Annotated in this window: 12 protein-coding genes and 4 pseudogenes; 9 read left to right on the top strand and 7 right to left on the bottom strand. The window is 68.4% G+C overall.

The genetic code is table 11. The features are described 5' to 3' along the window. The first annotated feature begins 8 nt into the window (after nt 1-8). Both KIV56_RS08355 and KIV56_RS19640 read left to right on the top strand, forming a co-directional pair. Nucleotides 9-788: a hypothetical protein gene (locus KIV56_RS08355; protein ID WP_281535879.1), complete on the top strand. Its 780-nt coding sequence runs from the start codon at nt 9-11 to the stop codon at nt 786-788. Nucleotides 789-974: 186 nt separating this feature from the next. Next, nucleotides 975-1,718 (top strand): ABC transporter substrate-binding protein, encoded by a 744-nt coding sequence (locus KIV56_RS19640; protein WP_348648513.1) that lies wholly within the window; start codon nt 975-977, stop codon nt 1,716-1,718. A gap of 932 nt (nt 1,719-2,650) precedes the next feature. Here the strand turns inward: KIV56_RS19640 and KIV56_RS08345 are convergent. From KIV56_RS08345 to KIV56_RS08330, 4 genes and pseudogenes are all read right to left on the bottom strand, one after another. Next, on the bottom strand, nt 2,651-3,433 hold the full coding sequence (locus tag KIV56_RS08345) for an ABC transporter ATP-binding protein (RefSeq protein ID WP_281535878.1): 783 nt from the start codon (nt 3,431-3,433) through the stop codon (nt 2,651-2,653). Between the two features lie 2 nt (nt 3,434-3,435). After that, nucleotides 3,436-4,432, bottom strand: a pseudogene (locus tag KIV56_RS08340) (ABC transporter ATP-binding protein). After that, nucleotides 4,357-5,412 (bottom strand): branched-chain amino acid ABC transporter permease, encoded by a 1,056-nt coding sequence (locus KIV56_RS08335; protein WP_281535877.1) that lies wholly within the window; start codon nt 5,410-5,412, stop codon nt 4,357-4,359. Before KIV56_RS08335 ends, KIV56_RS08340 begins: the two are co-directional and overlap by 76 nt. A gap of 13 nt (nt 5,413-5,425) precedes the next feature. Then, nucleotides 5,426-6,817 (bottom strand): branched-chain amino acid ABC transporter permease, encoded by a 1,392-nt coding sequence (locus tag KIV56_RS08330; RefSeq protein WP_281535876.1) that lies wholly within the window; start codon nt 6,815-6,817, stop codon nt 5,426-5,428. Nucleotides 6,818-7,068: 251 nt separating this feature from the next. Here KIV56_RS08330 and guaB point away from each other — a divergent pair. After that, nucleotides 7,069-8,572 (top strand): annotated as a pseudogene (gene guaB / locus KIV56_RS08325) (IMP dehydrogenase). 11 nt (nt 8,573-8,583) lie between these two features. Here guaB and KIV56_RS08320 read toward each other — a convergent pair. Both KIV56_RS08320 and KIV56_RS08315 read right to left on the bottom strand, forming a co-directional pair. After that, on the bottom strand, nt 8,584-9,726 hold the full coding sequence (locus KIV56_RS08320) for a MalY/PatB family protein (RefSeq protein ID WP_281535875.1): 1,143 nt from the start codon (nt 9,724-9,726) through the stop codon (nt 8,584-8,586). A gap of 187 nt (nt 9,727-9,913) precedes the next feature. Next, nucleotides 9,914-10,606, bottom strand: coding sequence for a hypothetical protein (locus KIV56_RS08315; RefSeq protein ID WP_281535874.1), 693 nt, complete (start codon nt 10,604-10,606; stop codon nt 9,914-9,916). Between the two features lie 106 nt (nt 10,607-10,712). On the opposite strand from KIV56_RS08315, the gene KIV56_RS08310 reads away from it, so the two are divergent. Beyond that, nucleotides 10,713-11,831, top strand: a complete 1,119-nt coding sequence (locus KIV56_RS08310) for a GuaB3 family IMP dehydrogenase-related protein (RefSeq protein ID WP_134534095.1) — start codon at nt 10,713-10,715, stop codon at nt 11,829-11,831. A 39-nt stretch (nt 11,832-11,870) separates the two neighbouring features. After that, a pseudogene (locus tag KIV56_RS08305) lies at nt 11,871-14,055 on the top strand (glycerol-3-phosphate dehydrogenase/oxidase). A gap of 88 nt (nt 14,056-14,143) precedes the next feature. Here KIV56_RS08305 and KIV56_RS08300 read toward each other — a convergent pair. Beyond that, a complete protein-coding gene (locus KIV56_RS08300) occupies nt 14,144-15,127 on the bottom strand; it encodes a hypothetical protein (RefSeq protein ID WP_281535873.1) in 984 nt (327 codons plus the stop codon). Nucleotides 15,128-15,653: 526 nt separating this feature from the next. Here KIV56_RS08300 and KIV56_RS08295 point away from each other — a divergent pair. From KIV56_RS08295 to KIV56_RS08280, 4 genes and pseudogenes are all read left to right on the top strand, one after another. Next, entirely contained in the window at nt 15,654-16,187 is a 534-nt protein-coding gene (locus KIV56_RS08295; protein ID WP_281535872.1) for a cation:proton antiporter regulatory subunit, read from the top strand. Next, nucleotides 16,184-16,534, top strand: a pseudogene (locus KIV56_RS08290) (cation:proton antiporter); the annotation flags it as partial. The gene KIV56_RS08295 and the pseudogene KIV56_RS08290, both read left to right, overlap by 4 nt. Nucleotides 16,535-16,631: 97 nt before the next feature. Further along, nucleotides 16,632-17,918 (top strand): cation:proton antiporter, encoded by a 1,287-nt coding sequence (locus KIV56_RS08285; RefSeq protein WP_281535871.1) that lies wholly within the window; start codon nt 16,632-16,634, stop codon nt 17,916-17,918. A 5-nt stretch (nt 17,919-17,923) separates the two neighbouring features. Further along, nucleotides 17,924-18,706: an SURF1 family cytochrome oxidase biogenesis protein gene (locus tag KIV56_RS08280; protein WP_281535870.1), complete on the top strand. Its 783-nt coding sequence runs from the start codon at nt 17,924-17,926 to the stop codon at nt 18,704-18,706. Nucleotide 18,707 lies beyond the last annotated feature (1 nt).

The following is an 18,707-nucleotide window of genomic DNA, read 5'->3' as shown; positions in this document are numbered from 1 at the left end:
GACCACGGATGCCCTTTCCAGCTCTGACCGTCTCCTCTCGTTCCGTTTCCTCTCGTTCCGTCTCCACGACGGGACTCGCCTTCACGGTCGCCGCCATCGCCGCCGTGCTCGTGCTCTCCGGGTGCACCGCAAGCGAAGCCCCCGCCGCCGTGACGAGCACCCCGACGGTCGCGGCATCGATCGCGCCCACCGGCGACGGCACTCTGCTGGTCGGCACGCTGTTCCCGATGACCGGGGAGGCGGGAGCGGTCGTGACCGGTGCCGCGCAGGTCGCGGGCACCGAGCTGGCCGCCCGGGAGATCCAGGAGCAGGCCCTGCCCGGCACCCCGCCGATCCAGCTCGTCCATCGCAATTCGACGGGGAACGTCGCGGTCGCGGTCGCCGACCTGGTGGCGCGACACGTCGACCTCGTGCTCTGGGACGCGACGACTGCCGTACCGGCGGAGGTCGCGGCATCCGTCGCCGCAGCGGGCATCGCTCTGTTGCCGCTCGACGGCTTCACGAACGGCGGCACCCCGCTCGCGGCCGACGAGGCCTTCGCGGTGCGTCTGCGCACCTCCGATCCGGGCCTCGCCGACACCGCGGGAGGCGGGGAAGCCTTCGACGGTGTCGTGCTCGCGGCCCTCGCCGCGACCGAGGCAGGCGACGACGCGGGGCCCTCGCTCACCCCGGCCCTCGACCGGGTCAGCCGCGGCGACACGGTGTGCACATCTTGGGCATCTTGCATCACCGCACTCGGTGAAAAGAAGCAGATCGCGTACCAGGGCGTGACCGGGCGACGCTCTTAGTACAGCGCCTCGTTCGACGGCGTCCCCCAGGGCAAGTGCTGGTGGTGTCACGAATCGCTAACGATGTCCCGTTTGAACGGCAAGAAAACATCCTTGAAACAAAGTGATCCTAGGTTGGAGCCTAATAACGCGAGTGGGCCTCACCCGGAGGCGTACTTACGCGTGCAAGATGAAAGGGTACCCAGGATGATTAAATCCAAGCACGCCCTCCGGACCGCCATCGTGGCGGGAGCAGGCGTCATCGCCGTCATGCTCTCCGGTTGTGCATCCGGCGGCGGTTCTACCGCTACCACGACCTCGGCCGCGGCCGCGTCCTCGTACACCGACGCAGCTTGTGCGAGCGGAGCGTCCACGGACAAGTCGCTGGTCGTCGGCTCGATCCTCCCGATCACCGGTAGCCTCGCTTACCTCAACCCGCCGGAACTCGCCGGCGTCGGCCTCGCCGTCTCAGACATCAACGCCGCCGGCGGCGTCGACGGCAAGGACGCCTGCGTCCTGGCCACCGACTCCGGCGACAGCACGGACCTGACGATCTCGACCGCGTCCGCCCAGAAGCTCATCGCTGCCAAGGTCTCCGTCGCCATCGGCGCCGCGTCCTCGAGCGTTTCGCTCAACGTCGTCGACTCCTTCGCCTCCGCGAAGATCGTCCAGATCTCCCCGGCCAACACCTCGGCCAAGCTCAGCGGCTACGGTCCGTTCTACTTCCGCACCGCACCGCCGGACTCGGTCCAGGGTTCCGCGCTCGGCCAGCTCATCACGGGTGACGGCAACGCCAAGGTCGCCTTCCTTGTCTTCAACGACTCCTACGGCACCGGCCTCCGCGACTTCACGCAGAAGAGCATCGAAGCCTCCGGCGGAACCGTCGTCTACGGCGGCAAGGGCAACGGCCAGGAATTCCCCCCGGCCAGACCACGTTCTCGTCCGAGGTGACCGCCGCCAAGGCGACCAACCCCGACGCGATCGTCATCCTCGCCTTCTGACGAGACCAAGTCCATCATCCCCGAGCTCAAGGCCCAGGGCGTCGACCTCTCCAAGGTCTACCTGTCTGACGGCAACACCGCCGACTACAGCAAGGACTTCGAAGCCGGCACGCTGACCAGCGCACAGGGCACGATCCCCGGCGCCTACCCGGCCGACGACTTCAAGGCCAAGCTCGTCTCCTGGTACAAGGACACCCAGAAGGCCGCCCTCGGCGACTTCTCCTACGCCCCCGAGGCCTACGACGCGACCACCCTCTCCGCCCTCGCGGCGCTGAAGGCCAAGTCCACCGTCTCCGCCGACATCCAGGCGCAGCTCGCGGCCGTTTCCGGCGCGAGTGGCAAGGGCACCAAGTGCAAGAGCTACGCCGAGTGTGCACCGCTCGTCACCGCCGGAACGGACATCCAGTACGTCGGACAGTCCGGCGTCGGCCCGTTCAACTCGCACAACGAGCCGTCGAGCGCCTTCATCGGCATCTACAAGTTCGACAAGGACAACAAGCCGGTCTGGCAGTCCGCCATCGAAGGACAGACCTCCTACCAGTAGGAGAGTGCTGATCTTCGGCTGAGGCCGTAAGAACACACCGAGCGGGGTCCGGCGAAAGCCGGGCCCCGCTCTTTCGTGTGCCCGGCCCCGCGCCTCGCTGCGCCCGCCAGCATCCGCCCTCTCGCTGAGGTGTCGCAGATCGACGTTCGCCGCCCCCGTGAACCTCGATCTGCGACACCTCAGCGAGGTTGCCACCCGCGCCCGCGCCGTCGTTGCGGGAGCGGGCTGAGCAGACGGACGAGGCCGCGGAGTCGCGGGCGACGTGAAAAGGCCCGTACCGGCCCCAGGGGGCTGGCACGGGCCTCTCGGCAGTACGGGCGGGTCAGCGACCCGGCGGGTCAGGCGATGCTGACGGGCTTTTCGTCCTTTTCCGCGTCAACGTCCTTAGCAAGGGTGCCGAGGTAGAGCTCGATGACCTTCGGGTCGTCGGCCAGCTCGCGCCCGGTTCCCGTGTAGGCGTTGCGGCCCTGGTCGAGCACGTAGCCGCGGTCGCAGATCTGCAGGCAGCGGCGGGCGTTCTGCTCGACCATCACGATCGTGACGCCGGTCTTGTTGATCCGGCGGGTGCGGATGAAGGTCTCGTCCTGACGCACCGGGGACAGGCCGGCGGACGGCTCGTCGAGGAGCAGTACGGACGGGTCCATCATGAGCGCACGAGCCATCGCGACCGACTGGCGTTCGCCACCGGACAGCGAACCGGCACGCTGGTTGCGGCGGTCGGCAAGGGCGGGGAACAGGTCGAAGATCGCGTCGAGTCGTTCGACGAGCAGCTTGGGCCGCAGGTACAGGCCCATCTGCAGGTTCTCCTCGATCGTGAGTGAGGGGAACACGTTGTTGTTCTGGGGGACGAAGCCGACGCCGGCCTGCACCAGGCGGTTCGCCTTGAAGCCGGTGATGTCTTCGCCCTTGAGCGTGACGCTGCCGCTGCGGACGGACACCAGTCCGAACAGCGCCTTGAGCAGCGTGGACTTGCCCGCGCCGTTCGGGCCGATGATTCCGATGAGCTCACCGGGGTAGACATCCAGGTTGCAGCCGTTGAGGATGTTGACCCCGGGAACGTAACCGGCGACGAGATCCGTCGCCTGCAGGACCGGAGCGGGGGAGCCTGTGGGTACAACCATGACTACGCGTCGCCTTCCGTGCGGTTTTCGAGTTCGACCTCTTTGGCCAGTTCCTCCGCGACTTCGTCCGTGAGGAGCGCGTCGTCGCCGAGGTCGGTGTCGTGGTGGGCGCCGAGGTAGGCGTCGATCACGGCCTGGTCGTCCATCACGGTGGCCGACGGGCCCTCCGCAACGACCTTGCCCTCGGCCATGACGACGACCCAGTCGGAGATGTGTCGCACCATGTGCATGTCGTGCTCGACGAACAGAACGGTCATGCCCTCGTCGCGGAGCGACTTGATGTGGCCGAGCAACGACTGGGTGAGTGCGGGGTTGACCCCGGCCATCGGCTCATCGAGCATGATCATGGTCGGTTCGCTCATGAGCGCCCGCGCCATTTCGAGGAGCTTCTTCTGGCCGCCGGAGAGGCTGCCGGCCATGTCGTTCTTCTTCTCGAGCAGCTTGAAGCGCTGCAGGAGGTCCTCGGCTTGCGCCGTGATCTCCCGTTCGCGCGCCGCCCAGAGCGGCTTGATCACCGCGGCGAAGAGATTCTCGCCCGGCTGGTCCTTTGCGCCGAGGAGCATGTTCTCGAGCACCGTGAGCCTGCTCAGTGCCTTGGTCAGCTGGAAGGTGCGCACCATGCCGCGCTGGGCGACCTTCGCCGCACCCATGTTGTTGACCGAACGTCCGTTGAACACCGCACGGGAAGCGTGTTCGGCCTTGGGGCCGCCCACGAGGCGCGGAGCGGAGCTCCGGCTTGTCGAAGCCTGTGATCAGGTTGAAGAACGTGGTCTTGCCGGCGCCGTTCGGGCCGATCAGGGCCGTGATGATTCCGCGCTGCACTTCGAGGTGCGGCACGTTGACGGCGGTCATGCCGCCGAACTGGCGAACGATGTTGTCGACGACGAGGATCGGGTCCGGCTTGGGGACGCCGGGAACGGTCGCTACGGTGGCGACGCTCGCGGTGGCGGCGGCGGCGGCCGCGGTCGGGGCGGCGGCGAGTCCGAGGTCAGTTGACATTGAAGCTCAGGCTCCTTCTTGTTACCGAGTACACCCTGGGGTCTGAAGATGACCACGAGCATGAGCACCACTCCGATCAGGATCCAGGAGAACTGTTCGGCCTGCTGGCCGTTCATGATGCTGTCCGGCACGAACTGGCCGGCGATGCCCTGCACGAACAGCCGCAGGGCGAAGAAGATGATCGAGCCGAGCACGGGACCGAACACGGTCGCGGCGCCGCCGAGCAGCAGTGCGGTCCACACGAAGAACGTCATCGAGCGTCCCATACTGTCCGCCTGGACGGATGCCGGCAGCACGTAGATGATGCCGCCGAGCGCGCCGATGGTGCCACCGAGGATGAGCGCCTGCATCTTGTAGCTGTAGACGTTCTTGCCCAGGCTGCGGATCGCATCCTCGTCTTCGCGGATGCCGCGGAGCACGCGACCCCACGGGCTGCGCATGAGCAGGAAGACGAAGAGACAGAGGATTCCGACGATGGACCAGGCCACCAGGCGGATCCACCAGCCGTTCGACCCGGTGTTGTCATAGGTGAACGGGCCGAGGGTGGTCTGGCCGTCGCCCAGGAAGGACAGGTCGGTGAACGGGCCGCGGTAGCTCTGGCCCGTGAGGCCGTTGGACCCGCCGGTGATGTCGGTCAGGAGCGACGAGCGCCCGATCATCCGCACGATCTCGGCGGCCGAGATCGTGACGATCGCGAGGTAGTCACCGCGCAGCTTCAGCGTCGGGACACCGAGGATGAGCGCGAACACCGCAGCGGCGACGAGCGCGATCAGCACGGCGGGGAACAGCGGGATCCCGGCGACGATGGAGATGGCGAAGGCGTATGCGCCGACGAGCATGAACCCGGCCTGGCCCATGTTGAGTAGGCCGGTGTAGCCGAAGTGGATGTTGAGTCCGATGGCGGCGATGGCGAGTGCCGCCGTCGATGGCGAGAAGGCGGAGGCGGCGATCGCCGTCAGGGTCGTCAGAAATTCATTCACGGTCTTGTCCTTCCTAACCGATGCGCTCTCGGCGCCCGAAAATGCCTTGTGGCCTGACGAGCAGGACGAGGATGAGAATGAGCAGTGCCGTGGCGTACTTGAAGTCGCCGGGCAGCACGAGGTTCGTGAGCTCGACGACCATGCCGATGATCATCGCGCCGGCGAGGGCGCCGAACGCGGTGCCGAGGCCGCCGAGTGTGACCGCGGCGAACATCAGCAGCAGCAGCTGCAGGCCGGTCTGCCAGTTCACGCCGTTGAGCACGAGGCCGAGCATCACTCCGGCGAGTCCGGCGAGACCGGCAGATGCCGTCCAGACCAGGCGGATGATGGCGTCGACGTCGATCCCGGAGGCCGCGGCAAGCGAGGGGTTGTCCGAAACGGCGCGGGTGGCCCGGCCGATGCGGGAGCGGAGCAGGAAGAGGCCGACGAGGATGATGACCGCGACGGCGATCCCCATCGCCCAGAGCGACTGCACCGAGAGGGTGATCGGGCCGATTTCCACGGTGACCGGGTTCGCCTTGTCGATCCGGACCGTCTTGGCCCCGATGAAGAACTGGAACGCATACTGCAGCGCGATCGAGAGCCCGATGGTCACGATCATCAGCTGGGTGTTCGGCAGGCCGCGCTTGCGCAGCGGCTTCCAGATCAGCGCGTCCTGGAAGTACCCGGTCGCCGCGCAGACGACGACGGTGAGGAAGGCCGCAAGGAAGAGGTTGAGGCCGAGCTGGTTGGCGAGCACGAACGCGAGCAGTCCACCGAGGGTGACCTGCTCGCCGTGGGCGAAGTTGCTCAGCCCGGTCGTCCCGTAGATCAGCGAGAGGCCGACGGAGGCGAGGGCGAGCAGCAACCCGAGGCGGATGCCCGACGCGGCCTGCTGGAGGAAGCGCTCCCACGTGACGGAGCCGGTCGTGGTGGAGTCACCGGGCGACGGGGCAGCGGTCGAGAGGCCGGTGCTGTCCGCGCTGACCAGCTTGAAGATGGTACCGGCGTTGCGGCCCAGGCCGCCGTTGACGGTTGCCGGGTTGGCGATGCTCGGGTCGAGCGTGTTCCCGCTCGGCAGGCTCGTGGTGTCGAGGGTGACGGTGGAGGGACCGGTGACCGTGATCGCCACGCCCCACTTGCCCGCGGCATCCGTCACGAGGTTCTCGGTCGTGCCACCGGTCGTGACCGTGAGCTTGACGCCGACCGCGGGGTCGCCGTTGCCCTGCTTGATCGTGCCCTGGATGCAACCCGTGGTGGCATTGGCCACACACGCCGTCGTCGGCGTGGCCGTCGCGGCTGATGCGCTCGTCGCGCCGAGGCCCATCAGGCCCAGACTGGCGACTCCGATGAGCAGGAGACCGGCGAGCATCCGCCGGGACGACAGGAGGCCTGCCGTGCGGGTTCGCTGCGTGAGTGGTGTCAAAACGTAACCTCCGTGAACGGGCGGGGCCTAGGGGCGGTCGAGGGGAAAAAACTCGGGTGAACCGGCCCCTGCCAACTTCTTCGTTGACAGTACGTCCCGATTATGTCGCAAATGTTTCGGAGTGGTCCTCGGAATCGATTCCTTCCTCAAGGAATGCGCACGCGGAGAAGTCGCTTAACATTGATGAACCGGTCGTTTCGATGAATTCCCGGACTTTTCTGTAATTACTGTGCACCAGCAAAAGGGGTTTCATGGATCAGCCAGATCCGTTCGGTTTCACCGGGCTCACCTACGACGACGTCCTGCTCCTGCCGGGCCACACCGACGTCATTCCCAGTGAAGCAGTGACAATGTCGCGGTTGACCCGCAGAATCAGCGTCGCGACGCCGCTGCTTTCGAGCGCCATGGATACGGTCACCGAGACCAGGATGGCCATCGCCATGGCCCGCGAAGGAGGGCTCGGTGTCCTGCACCGCAACCTCTCGATCGCGGACCAGGCCGAACAGGTCGATCTCGTCAAGCGCAGCGAATCCGGGATGATTACCAATCCGGTAACAACTTCGCCGGAGGCCACCGTCGCGGACGTCGACGCCCTTTGCCGGCAGTTCCGGATCAGCGGACTCCCCGTCGTCGACGCAGACGGCGTGCTCGTCGGCATCATCACGAACCGCGACATGCGCTTCGTCACGGCCACCCAGAAGCACACCATGCGGGTGCGCGAGGTGATGACGCGGATGCCGCTCATCACCGGCAAGGTCGGCATGGCCCCGATGGATGCGGTGGCCATTTTCGCGACCCACAAGATCGAGAAGCTTCCCTCTCGTCGACGACGCCGGGAAGCTCACGGGTCTGATCACCGTCAAGGACTTCGACAAGAGCGAGGAATACCCGCACGCGACGAAGGACGACGCCGGCCGGCTGCGGGTCGGAGCGGCCATCGGCTTCTTCGGCGACGCCTGGCAGCGCGCTACCGCGCTGCTCGACGCGGGCGTCGACGTGCTCGTCGTCGACACCGCCAACGGCGACAGCGCCGGCGTGCTCGAGATCATCCGCCGCCTCAAGACCGACCCGGCCTTCGCTGCCGTCGACGTCATCGGTGGAAACGTCGCGACCCGGAGCGGGGCGCAGGCGCTCATCGACGCCGGCGCGGACGCGATCAAGGTCGGTGTCGGGCCCGGCTCCATCTGCACGACCCGCATCGTCGCCGGTGTCGGAGTTCCGCAGATCACGGCCGTCTACCAGGCCTCCCTCGCCGCGCGCGAGACCGGGATCCCGGTCATCGCCGACGGCGGCCTGCAGTACTCCGGCGACATCGCCAAGGCGCTCGTCGCCGGCGCGGACACGGTCATGCTCGGCTCGCTCCTCGCCGGCTGTGACGAGAGCCCGGGCGAGCTCGTCTTCGTCAACGGCAAGCAGTTCAAGACCTACCGCGGCATGGGCTCACTCGGCGCGCTGCAGACCCGCGGCACCAAGACCTCCTATTCCAAGGACCGCTATTTCCAGTCGGACGTCCCCTCCGACGACAAGCTCATCCCCGAGGGCATCGAAGGCCAGGTCCCGTACCGCGGCCCGGTGTCCGCCGTCGCGTACCAGCTCATCGGCGGCCTCCGCCAGTCGATGTTCTACGTCGGCGCGCGCACGATCGACGAACTCAAGCAGAAGGGCAAGTTCGTGCGGATCACCTCCGCAGGCCTCAAGGAGTCGCACCCGCACGACGTGCAGATCGTGGTCGAGGCCCCCAACTACCGCCGCTGAACCGGTGCGGCTCAGGTCGCAGCGGCGATGCGCGAGACGGCCTCGCTGAGCACCTCGGGTGAGCAGCCGAAGTTGAGTCGCGCGAAACCGGCGCCCGGGGTGCCGAAGAGCAGCCCGGGCATGAGGGCGACTTTTGCGCGCTCGAGGGCGACCGCGGCCGGGTCGTCACCCCACCCGAGGGAGCGCAGGTCCAGCCAGGCCAGGTAGCCCGCATCCGGCTGTTCGTACCCGACACCGCCCAGGTGCGCGTGGAGCAGCTCGGCCAGCAGCCCCCGGTTCGCCTCGAGCGCCGTGAGCGCGTCGTCGAGCCACGGTCCGCCGTCGCGGAAGGCCGCCGCGCTCGCGAGGAGCCCCAGGTGGCCGGTGCGCTCGCGGATCCCGGGCGGCAGGGCGGAGGTGAGCAGGCGCATCCGCTCTGACGCCGTGACGATGAGCGCGCAGGTGAGCCCGGCGAGGTTCCACGCCGTGCTCGCGCTCGTCACGCAGACGCCGTGCTGGGCGGCGGAGAGGGACACCGTGAGGTACGGCGTGAAACTCTCGGTGCTGTAGGTAAGCGGGGCGCTCACCTCGTCGCTGACCACGAAGGCCCCGTACCGGTCCGCAAGCTCGGCGAGGGCGGTGAGGTCTTCGATGCCGTGTGGGTGGCCGATCGGGTTCTGCGGATTGCAGAGCAGCACGGCACGGGCGCCCCGCCGGAGCGCGGCTTCGAGGCCGTCGAGGTCGAGCGTCCAGCCGGTCTGGCCGTGCAGGAGCGGCACGTCGACGACCCGGCCGCCGGCCTCTGGCACGAGGTCGAAGAACGGCGGGTAGACCGGGGGAGTGATCACGACCTCGTCGCCCGGCTCGAGGATCATCCGCAGCACCTCGACGACGGCCGAGCCGACCTCGTTCGTCGCGACCACCTGCCCGGGGTCGACCGGCCAGTCCCAGCGCCGGGCGGCGAAGGCGGCGAACGCCTGGGCGAGCGGGTCGGCGGATGCGGCGTAGCCGGTGTCGCTGCGGCGCACGGCCTCGAGCAGGGCATCCCTGATCGGCTCTGCGAGCGGGTAGTCGAGCTCGGCGACGAAGAACGGCAGCACGTCGTCGGGGAATGCGCGCCATTTGAGGCTCGTGCGTTGGCGCAGCAGGGACAGCGGTTCGGCGAAGATCTCCATGCCAGCAGCTTGCACCTCCTGTGTCGCCGCCGCACCCGGTGATTGCCTCGCTGAGGTGTCGCACATCGAGGTTCGCGGGCGTCGCGAACGTCGATCTGCGACACCTCACGAAAGCATCTGGACGCGGGGTGCGCGGGTCAGGGGACGGTGGCGGTGCCGCTCACGGTCGCGCTGTTGCCGTGCCCCGCTACAGGCCGACGTAGGGAATCATCGCGGTCAGCGCGGCCGCCACGACGAAGATCACCACACCGGTCGACATCAGGACGAGCTGCACCCTGAACTGCCGCACGAGGGCGGCGATGCCGAGCAGGAAGAGCGAGATGGACATCAGCACGGTGTTCAGGGTGAGCCGGTCGCTGAAGCTGTTGTACACGTCACCCTGGCTGATCGTCGCGACCGACTTCGCCTGCGTCTCCGCGTAGCTGCCGAACAGGGTGCTCTGGTATTCCTTGTCGTCGAGCGGGCTGTGGTACACCGTGGCGTCTGCCGTGTTCTCGGCGTCGGCCCGGGCGATGGCCGCGGCGAAGTCCGTCGACACCGCCTGGAAGGTGAGGGTGTCGTACTTGCCTGCCGCGTCCGCGGCGATCGCGGCATCCGTGCTGTCTTTCTCGATGTCGAGCTCGGCGAGACGGTTCCAGACCTGGGTGTCCTCGAGGAACTGCTGATTGGCCTCGAGGTAGAGGGACTCCGCCTCGGTCGACTGGGTCGATCCCTTGGTGTACGAACCGGCCATCTGGCTGTCGTAGAGGGCCGCCTGGAACGATGCGTACGCCGTGGCAATCGAGACGAGGCCGAGGAGCACCGCGATCACGAGCTCGAGATTGCTGAACATCAGGTTGAGGCGGGGTTTCCCGGACTCGGTGGGGGCGTCGGACGACATCGGGTGCTCCTGGTGCATCGGGCAGGGTAGCGGGTCTCTTCTGCAGGATTTGCGCCAGCCTAGCGGTTCACACCCTCCGGTTACGGGCTGCGCCTAAGCTGGGGGTATGGAAATCGAGATCGGCCGCTCCAAGCGCGCTCGCCGCGCGTACGCCTTTGATGACATCGCGGTCGTGCCCAGCCGGCGCACCCGCGACCCCGAAGACGTCAATGTCAGCTGGACGATCGACGCGTATGAATTCGCGATTCCGTTCCTCGCGGCTCCGATGGACTCCGTGGTCTCCCCGACGACGGCGATCATGATGGGCCAGCTCGGCGGCATCGGCGTTCTCGACCTCGAGGGCCTCTGGACCCGTTACGACGACCCGGAACCGCTCCTCGCCGAGATCCGCGAGCTGCCGGCCGACCGTGCGACGGCCCGCATGCAGGAGATGTACTCCGAACCGATCAAGCCAGAACTCGTCACCGCGCGGCTCGCCCAGATCCGTGCGGCCGGTGTCACCGTCGCCGGGGCGCTCTCCCCGCAGCGCACCCAGGAACTCTACGAAACCGTCGTCGCCGCCGGCGTCGACCTCTTCGTCATCCGCGGCACCACCGTGTCCGCCGAGCACGTCTCGCTCAACCAGGAGCCGCTCAACCTCAAGAAGTTCATCTACGAACTCGACGTCCCCGTCATCGTCGGCGGCGCGGCCACGTACACGGCGGCGCTGCACCTCATGCGCACCGGCGCTGCCGGCGTGCTCGTCGGCTTCGGCGGCGGCGCGGCCTCGACCACGCGGGCCTCGCTCGGCATCCACGCCCCGATGGCAACGGCCGTCGCCGACGTCGCCGGCGCTCGCCGCGACTACCTCGACGAATCCGGCGGACGCTACGTGCACGTCATCGCCGACGGTGGCCTGAGCACCTCCGGCGACATCGTCAAGGCGCTCGCCTGCGGCGCAGACGCCGTCATGCTCGGCACCACGCTGGCACGGGCGACGGATGCCCCCGGCGGCGGATTCCACTGGGGCGCCGAGGTGCACCACCCGCAGCTGCCCCGCGGCAAGCGTGTCGAGGTCGGCACCGTCGCCCCGCTCGAGACCATCCTGTACGGCCCGACGCCCATCGCGGACGGCACCGCCAACCTCGTCGGCGCCCTGCGTCGGTCGATGGCGACTACCGGGTATTCGACATTGAAGGAATTCCAGCGCGTCGAGGTGGTTGTCGCGCCGTACCGAACGAACTAGCGTCGAGGTACGCACCACCACCTCGATGGGAGTACGCACATGGCAACAGGGAATTCGGTCACGCGGTCGAACAAGCTGGGACCGGCGGAACGCGCCGCGGCCATTGAGCGGCTGAAATCCAAGGAGGTCGACATCCTCGTCGTCGGCGGCGGGATCGTCGGCGCGGGAAGCGCCCTCGATGCGGTCACCCGCGGACTGAGCGTCGGCATCCTCGAGGCACGGGACTGGGCCAGCGGCACGTCGAGCCGCTCGTCCAAGCTCGTGCACGGCGGCATCCGCTACCTCGAGCAGCTTGACTTCCGCCTCGTGCGGGAGGCGCTCACCGAGCGGGGGCTGCTGCTGCAGCGGATCGCCCCGCACCTGGTCAAACCGGTGCGCTTCCTGTACCCGCTGAAGAAGCGCGTCACCGAGCGCTTCTACGTGGGCGCCGGCATGTTGCTCTACGACATCTTCTCCTACACCGGCGGTCGGCCGCCCGGCGTTCCGCACCACCGGCACCTCTCCAAGCGCCAGGTGATGGGCATGATCCCGAGCCTCGACGCCGAAGCCACGGTCGGCGGCATCACCTACTACGACGCTCAGGTCGACGACGCCCTCTATACGGCGTCCCTCGTGCGTACCGCGTCGTTCTACGGCGCCCACGCGGCGAGCCGGGTGCGGGTCGAGGGCTTCATCAAGGTCGGCGAGCGGGTCGTCGGGGTGAAGGCACACGACCTCGAGACCGACGAACGTTTCGAGGTGCGAGCCAGGCAGGTCGTCAACGCGACCGGCGTCTGGACCGATGACACCCAGCGGATGGTCGGCGAGCGCGGCACCTTCAAGGTGCGGGCGAGCAAGGGCATCCACCTCGTCGTGCCGCGCGACCGGTTCCAGTCGGCGATGGGGCTGCTGCTGCGCACCGAGAAGAGCGTGCTCTTCGTGATCCCGTGGGGCAGGCACTGGCTCATCGGCACCACGGACACCGACTGGCACCTCGACAAGGCGCACCCCGCCGCGACGGCCGCAGACATCGACTACCTGCTCGAGCACGTCAATTCGGTACTGCGGGTTCCACTGACCCGCGAGGACGTCGAGGGCGTCTACGCGGGCCTCCGGCCGCTCCTCGCCGGGGAATCGGAACAGACGTCGAAACTGTCCCGCGAGCACCTGGTCGGGCACTCCGTTCCCGGTCTCGTCGTGATCGCCGGCGGCAAATGGACCACCTACCGGATCATGGCGAAAGATGCCATCGACGCGGCCATCGACGCCCTCGACGGGAAGATCGCCCCGTCGACGACGCACGAGATCCCCCTGCTCGGTGCGGAGGGGTACAAGGCCGCGTGGAACAAGCGCACCCGGATCGCCACCGCCTTCGGGTTGCACACCGTGCGGGTCGAGCACCTGCTCAACCGGTACGGCACCCTCACCGACGAACTGCTCGACCTCATCCGTGAGCGCCCGGAGCCTGATCGAACCGCTACCGGGAGCCGACGACTACATCCAGGCCGAGGTCGTGTACGCGGCCGGTCACCTGGGGGCCCTGCACCTGGACGACGTGCTCGCGCGCCGCACCCGCATCTCGATCGAGGCGTGGGACCGTGGTGTGTCCGCGGCTCCCGTCGCGGCCCGGCTGATGGCCGGCGTGCTCGGCTGGGACGCCGAGCACGAGGAACGCGAGGTCGCCGTCTACCTCAAGCGCGTCGCCGCCGAACGGGCCTCGCAGGCTCGAACCCGACGACGAGTCCGCCGACCGGGTGCGCCTCAAGGCACCCGACATCGTCCTGACCGAGCGGTCGGCGATGGGCGACTCCGTCACGAGCTAACACGCAGCACCACTCCCGGGCGGATGCCGGGCGCACGTCGTGCGCCTGGCATCCGCCCGCGTCCTGCGCGCCCCCCGCGCCCGCGCCGGTCTTGGCAGGCCGCGCCCGTTTGTGTTCGAGCCCGCGCCGGTTTCGGCAGGCCGCGCCTGTTTGTGTTCGAGCCCGCGCCGGTTTCGGCAGCCCGCGCCCGCGGTTTCGGGTGCGGGCTGCGGAAGCGGGCGCGGCGGCGGCCCCGCCGCCGGTGCGACCGGCGGAGTGTGGGGCAGTGCTGCAGTGCTGCAGCGCTTGAGCGGATGTCCGGCACGGTACTGTTGCCGCGCATCCGCTCGCCCGCGCCGGTTTCGGCAGCCCGCACCCGTTTGTGTTCGAGCCCGCGCCGGTTTCGGCAGGCCGCGCCCGCGGTTTCGGGTGCGGGCCGCTGAAGTGGGCGCGGCGGTGGTCTGTGGATGCCTGCCGGTCCCGCGCTCGCGACCAGGCCCGATCTCGCGCCCGCGCCGTCGGGCCAGGCCGTCAGCGCACCTGCGGAACACCCCGGGCGGTGAGGAATCGGCCGAATGCGGAGGGGTCCTTGAGTAAGTCCCAATCCCACCGAGAAACCGTCGGGCCGCAGGCGCGGACCCGGTCTTCGCGGCGCTTTTCGTCCATGATGACTTGCACCAGCGTGCGCCCCTTGGTGTATTCCTCTTTGACGTACTTGCCGAAACCGTCGAACTCGCCGACCGTCGAGATCGTGCGCCAGTAGAAGTCGACGAAGGCAATGAAGCCGGCTTCGTCGTCGAAGCGCACCTGCAGTTCGGGCACGACGAAGCCCAACATGAATATCAGCGCGCGGCTCACGGACTCGCCCGCCGAACCTGATTCGGGGTTGGCGAAATCGACCGCCCGGAATGCCGCAGACCGACCGATCGCGCGTGCATGGCGGGGAAGCCCGTCGAGCGCGGTCTCGAGTTCCTCCCGGGTCGCCAAGGCCGTGCCGTGTCGCGGTTTGTGGATCGCCCTGTCGACGATCGCGACGGCGGCAGGGAAGGAAACCACGCGCGCGAGCGCGACGGCGGTGTCGGCCGGGGCAGTGACGAGGAGGCCGTCGTGTTCGACGATGGAGACCGGTCCGTCCTGGAATCGCCGGATCGTGCCGTGTTTCGACCGGCCGCCGCTGGCCGCAGCCGTCAGGACCTCGATTCCCGCCGGCCAGCGGCCCACGACGGGCAAGTCCCAGATCGCGGCGGCGGAGTGATGCGAGAAGACGACCGGTGCCTCGCTCATCGCGGCCAGCGCGCGAACGCGGAGCAGATACTGCCTTTCCGGCTTGAGTAGCCTCCATTCGACCGCGAGCGTGTACGCGCCCCAGCGCAGTCGAACGAGGTGGCCACGCTCAACCTCGGAGCGCAGCTCTCGCTCCAGGCCAACGGCCCGCGCATCGCGGCTGAGGATGATCCCGTCCCGGCGGGCGATGGCGACGAGGAGGGAGAGGGGCGTCACTGCTGAGATTGACATATGCCGAGGTTCCACCTGGAGGCCGAACGCGGGGCCGTGAGATCCGGGACTGTGCGGAAACTCCCCGTTGGAAACCCGGTTGAGGAGAGCCCTGCCAGCCTCCCATCGCCGTCGCTCGCTCGCGCCCGCGCCGCCGCTCGCACTCGCGCCCGTTACGGCAGGCCGCTCCGGTTTGGTCCCGCGCCCGCGCCCGCGCCGGTTTGCGCAACCCGCGCCCGCCGTTTCGGGCGCGGCTCGCCGAAACCGGCGCAGTGGTGGGGCCGATGCTGCAGCGCACGAGCGGATGCTTGCGGCGGCCCGCGACTGGCATCCGTTCGCGCCCGCGCCGGTTTGCGCTGGCCGCGCCCGCCGTTTCGGGCGCGGCTCGCCGAAACCGGCGCGGTGGCGTGCGCGAGGGCGCGGGCGGATGCCGGGCGCACGACGTGCGCCCGGCATCCGCCCGTGCGCGTTGCTGCGCCCGGGCTGGGTCGCGGGCGGCTTCGATAGACTAGGGCCCACTTGCCCTTTATCTTCAGGAGTCGTAACCATGGTTGACGTTCGGCGGGTCAAGCTTCCCGGAGTGGGTGTGCTGCACACCTTCATCACCGATGACGGCGGCAAGGTCGGCGTCATCGCCCACCGCTCCGGGCACAGCGACCTCATCACCTTCGCGGACGACGAGGGCGGCCCCGACGCGAGCAAGGTCTCCCTACGCCTCAACGAAGACGAGGCGCACACCCTCGCCGAGCTCCTCGGCGGCACCCAGATCACCGAGTCGCTCACCGCGCTCGACCAGATTCCCGGTCTCAGCATCGACTGGTTCACGGTCGACTACGAGGACCACATCGCCGGCCAGACCCTCGGCAACCCGGCCGACCGCGGCATCGCCGGCCTCACGGTCGTCGCCGTCGTGCGCGGCGAATCCGCGAACCCGGCACCGGCCCAGGACTTCCGGGTCTTCCCCGGCGACACCCTTGTCGTCGCAGGATCCCCGGAGAAGGTCGCCAAGGCCTTCACGTTCTTCCGCACCGGTGAACTCAAGGCCAAGACCGTCGACGCGCCCCCGGGGGCTAACCAATGAACCTTGGCACGGACCTGATCACACTCGGCATCCTGCTGGTCGTGGCCTATGTGCTCGGGCGCGCCGCGAAACTGATCGGCCTGCCGTCGATCCCGATCTACATGATCGTGGGCCTGCTCGCGAGCCCGTACACCCACTGGTTCCCGATCGACTTCCACTCCGCCGACATCGAGCTCATCGCCGTCTTCGGGCTCATCCTGCTCCTGTTCAGCCTCGGCCTCGAGTTCGACCAGGAAGAATTCTTCAACGACGCCGGGAAGCTGCTGCTGTCCGGCGGGTCCTATGTCGTGATCAACATGGGCATCGGGTTCGCCTTCGGCATGATGGTCGGCTGGGGCACCCGCGAGGCCCTCGTCATCGCCGGCATGACCGGCACGTCCTCGAGCGCGATCATCACCAAGCTCCTGATCGAGCCTGCGCCGCCTCGCCAACAAGGAAACACCGATGATCCTCGGCGTGACCGTGGTCGGGGACATCTTCATCGCGGTGTACCTGTCGATCGTCTCGGTCGTGCTGAGCGGCAAGACCGAGATCTGGCCGATCGTGCTGCAACTGAGCATCGCGTTCCTCTTCCTCGTCGTCATGTTCTCTCTCGCCCGCTGGGGCGGCCGGGTCGTGTCCCGCCTGGTCCGCACCAAGGACGACGAACTCTTCACGATCCTGTTCTTCGGGCTTGCCGTGCTCTTCGCCGGCATCGGCGAGATCATCGGGGTGACGGATGCGATCGGCGCGTTCCTGATCGGTGTCGTCCTCGGCGCGAGCACCTACCGCACCCGGCTCGAACGTGTCGCGGTCCCCTTGCGGGACATCTTCGCCGCGTTCTTCTTCCTCAACTTCGGCCTCGCGCTGCACATCGCAGAGTTCGGTTCGGTCATCCTCGTCGTGCTTGCGGCGGTCGTGATGACCTTCGTGCTCAACCTGATCTCGGGGATGCTGCTGGCCCGGTTGCACTCGATGGGAATCTCCGAGGGGCTCAATGCCGCCGCGATCCTGGTGAACCGCGGAGAGTTCACGCTCATCCTCGCGACCCTCTCGGTCGGAGCGGGCCTGAACGGCCTGCTCCAGCCCTTCGCGGGCCTCTACGTGCTCACCATGGCCATCCTCGGTCCGCTCTTCGCCGCGAATTCGGAGAGGCTCGGCGCCCTGCTGCCCGGACGTCGCCGGAAGCGCGCCGCAATCCGCCCCGACCGCGACCCGATGCACGCCGAGGAGTTCCGGCTCGTCGACGCGGCCACGGCCGGCGCACTGAGCGACCAGGACGCGCAGCGCGCCGCCGCCCACCTCGGCGACCAGCCGCTGCCGGCATCACGGCCGGAACCGCGGAAGCGCATGGACCACGACCGCCGCGCCGACCACGACGAACGGGCGGAACAGGCCGAACGCGGCGAATACGTCAAGCACGTGGTGGACGACGGCATCGACGAACTCGACGGTCCGACGCCGCTGCCGGCCTCAGTCCGGTCGAACACGGCCCCGCGCCCAAGCGCACGCGTGAACCCGGAGACCGATACCAATGACGAGGCGCAGGCGCACGTCCCTGCCGACTCGCGCCCGTCCGCCGACGCGCACTCGTCCGCCGACCCGGAATCGGACCTGGATTCCGGCGTCGGTTCCGACCACGCCGCCGACGCAGACGCCGACCCGATGGCCGACTACGCCAAACGACTTTCGCGCACTCGCGCCCAGAGGGACAAGCCGGCACCCGACGCCGGGACAGGTGACTACCAATGATCCGCATGATGCTCCGCCCCCGCTGGATTCTCGCGCTCCTGCTCGCCCTCGCCGTCGCGGCCGGCTTCGCGGCGCTCGGGCGCTGGCAGCTCGAACGCGCCGTCGCATCCGGCGTGGTCGTCGAGAAGACCACGGAAACCGTGAAACCCCTCGTCGACGCCGTGACTCCCGGAGGCGCCCCGCGTGACGCGGCGACCGGCCAGCTCGTCACCGTCGACGGCAGCTACGTCCCCGGCGACGAGCAGCTGATCAGCGACCGTTCCAACGACGGGACCTCCGGCTACTGGGTCGTGAGCCACTTCATCGTCGGTGCGGCAGGCACGGGGAGCGGCGCGGGCGCGAGCATCGCCGTCGCCCGCGGCTGGGCGGCGGACGAGACGACGGCCCGATCGACGATGGCGGGCCTCGCGGCGGCGCCCGCCAACCAGGTCGTCACCCTGGCCGGCCGGTTCCTCCCGACCGAAGCCCCCGTCGTCCCCGCAGACGGGCGCGACCCGCACGGCCTGACGACCGTGTCCACCGCAGCCCTGATCAACCTCTGGGCCGGCTTCGACGGCACCGCGGTCTACCCGGGCTACATCGTCGACGGGACCGCGGCATCCGGTCTCACCGAGATCGATTCGCCCGCACCTCTCACGGATGCCTCCCTCAACTGGCTGAACATCTTCTACGCCATCGAGTGGGTCGTCTTCGCGGGCTTCGCCGTGTTCCTCTGGTACCGCCTCGTCCGGGACGCCTGGGAGCGCGAGGAGGACCTCCGCGAGGAAGCGGCAATCGTCGCCGGTTAGA

Origin of the sequence: Cryobacterium breve (assembly GCF_027594785.1) — a bacterium.
Taxonomy (GTDB): Bacteria; Actinomycetota; Actinomycetes; order Actinomycetales; family Microbacteriaceae; genus Cryobacterium; species Cryobacterium breve_A.
Note: the sequence above shows the minus strand (reverse complement) of the source record. Positions and strands in the feature narration are given on the sequence as shown.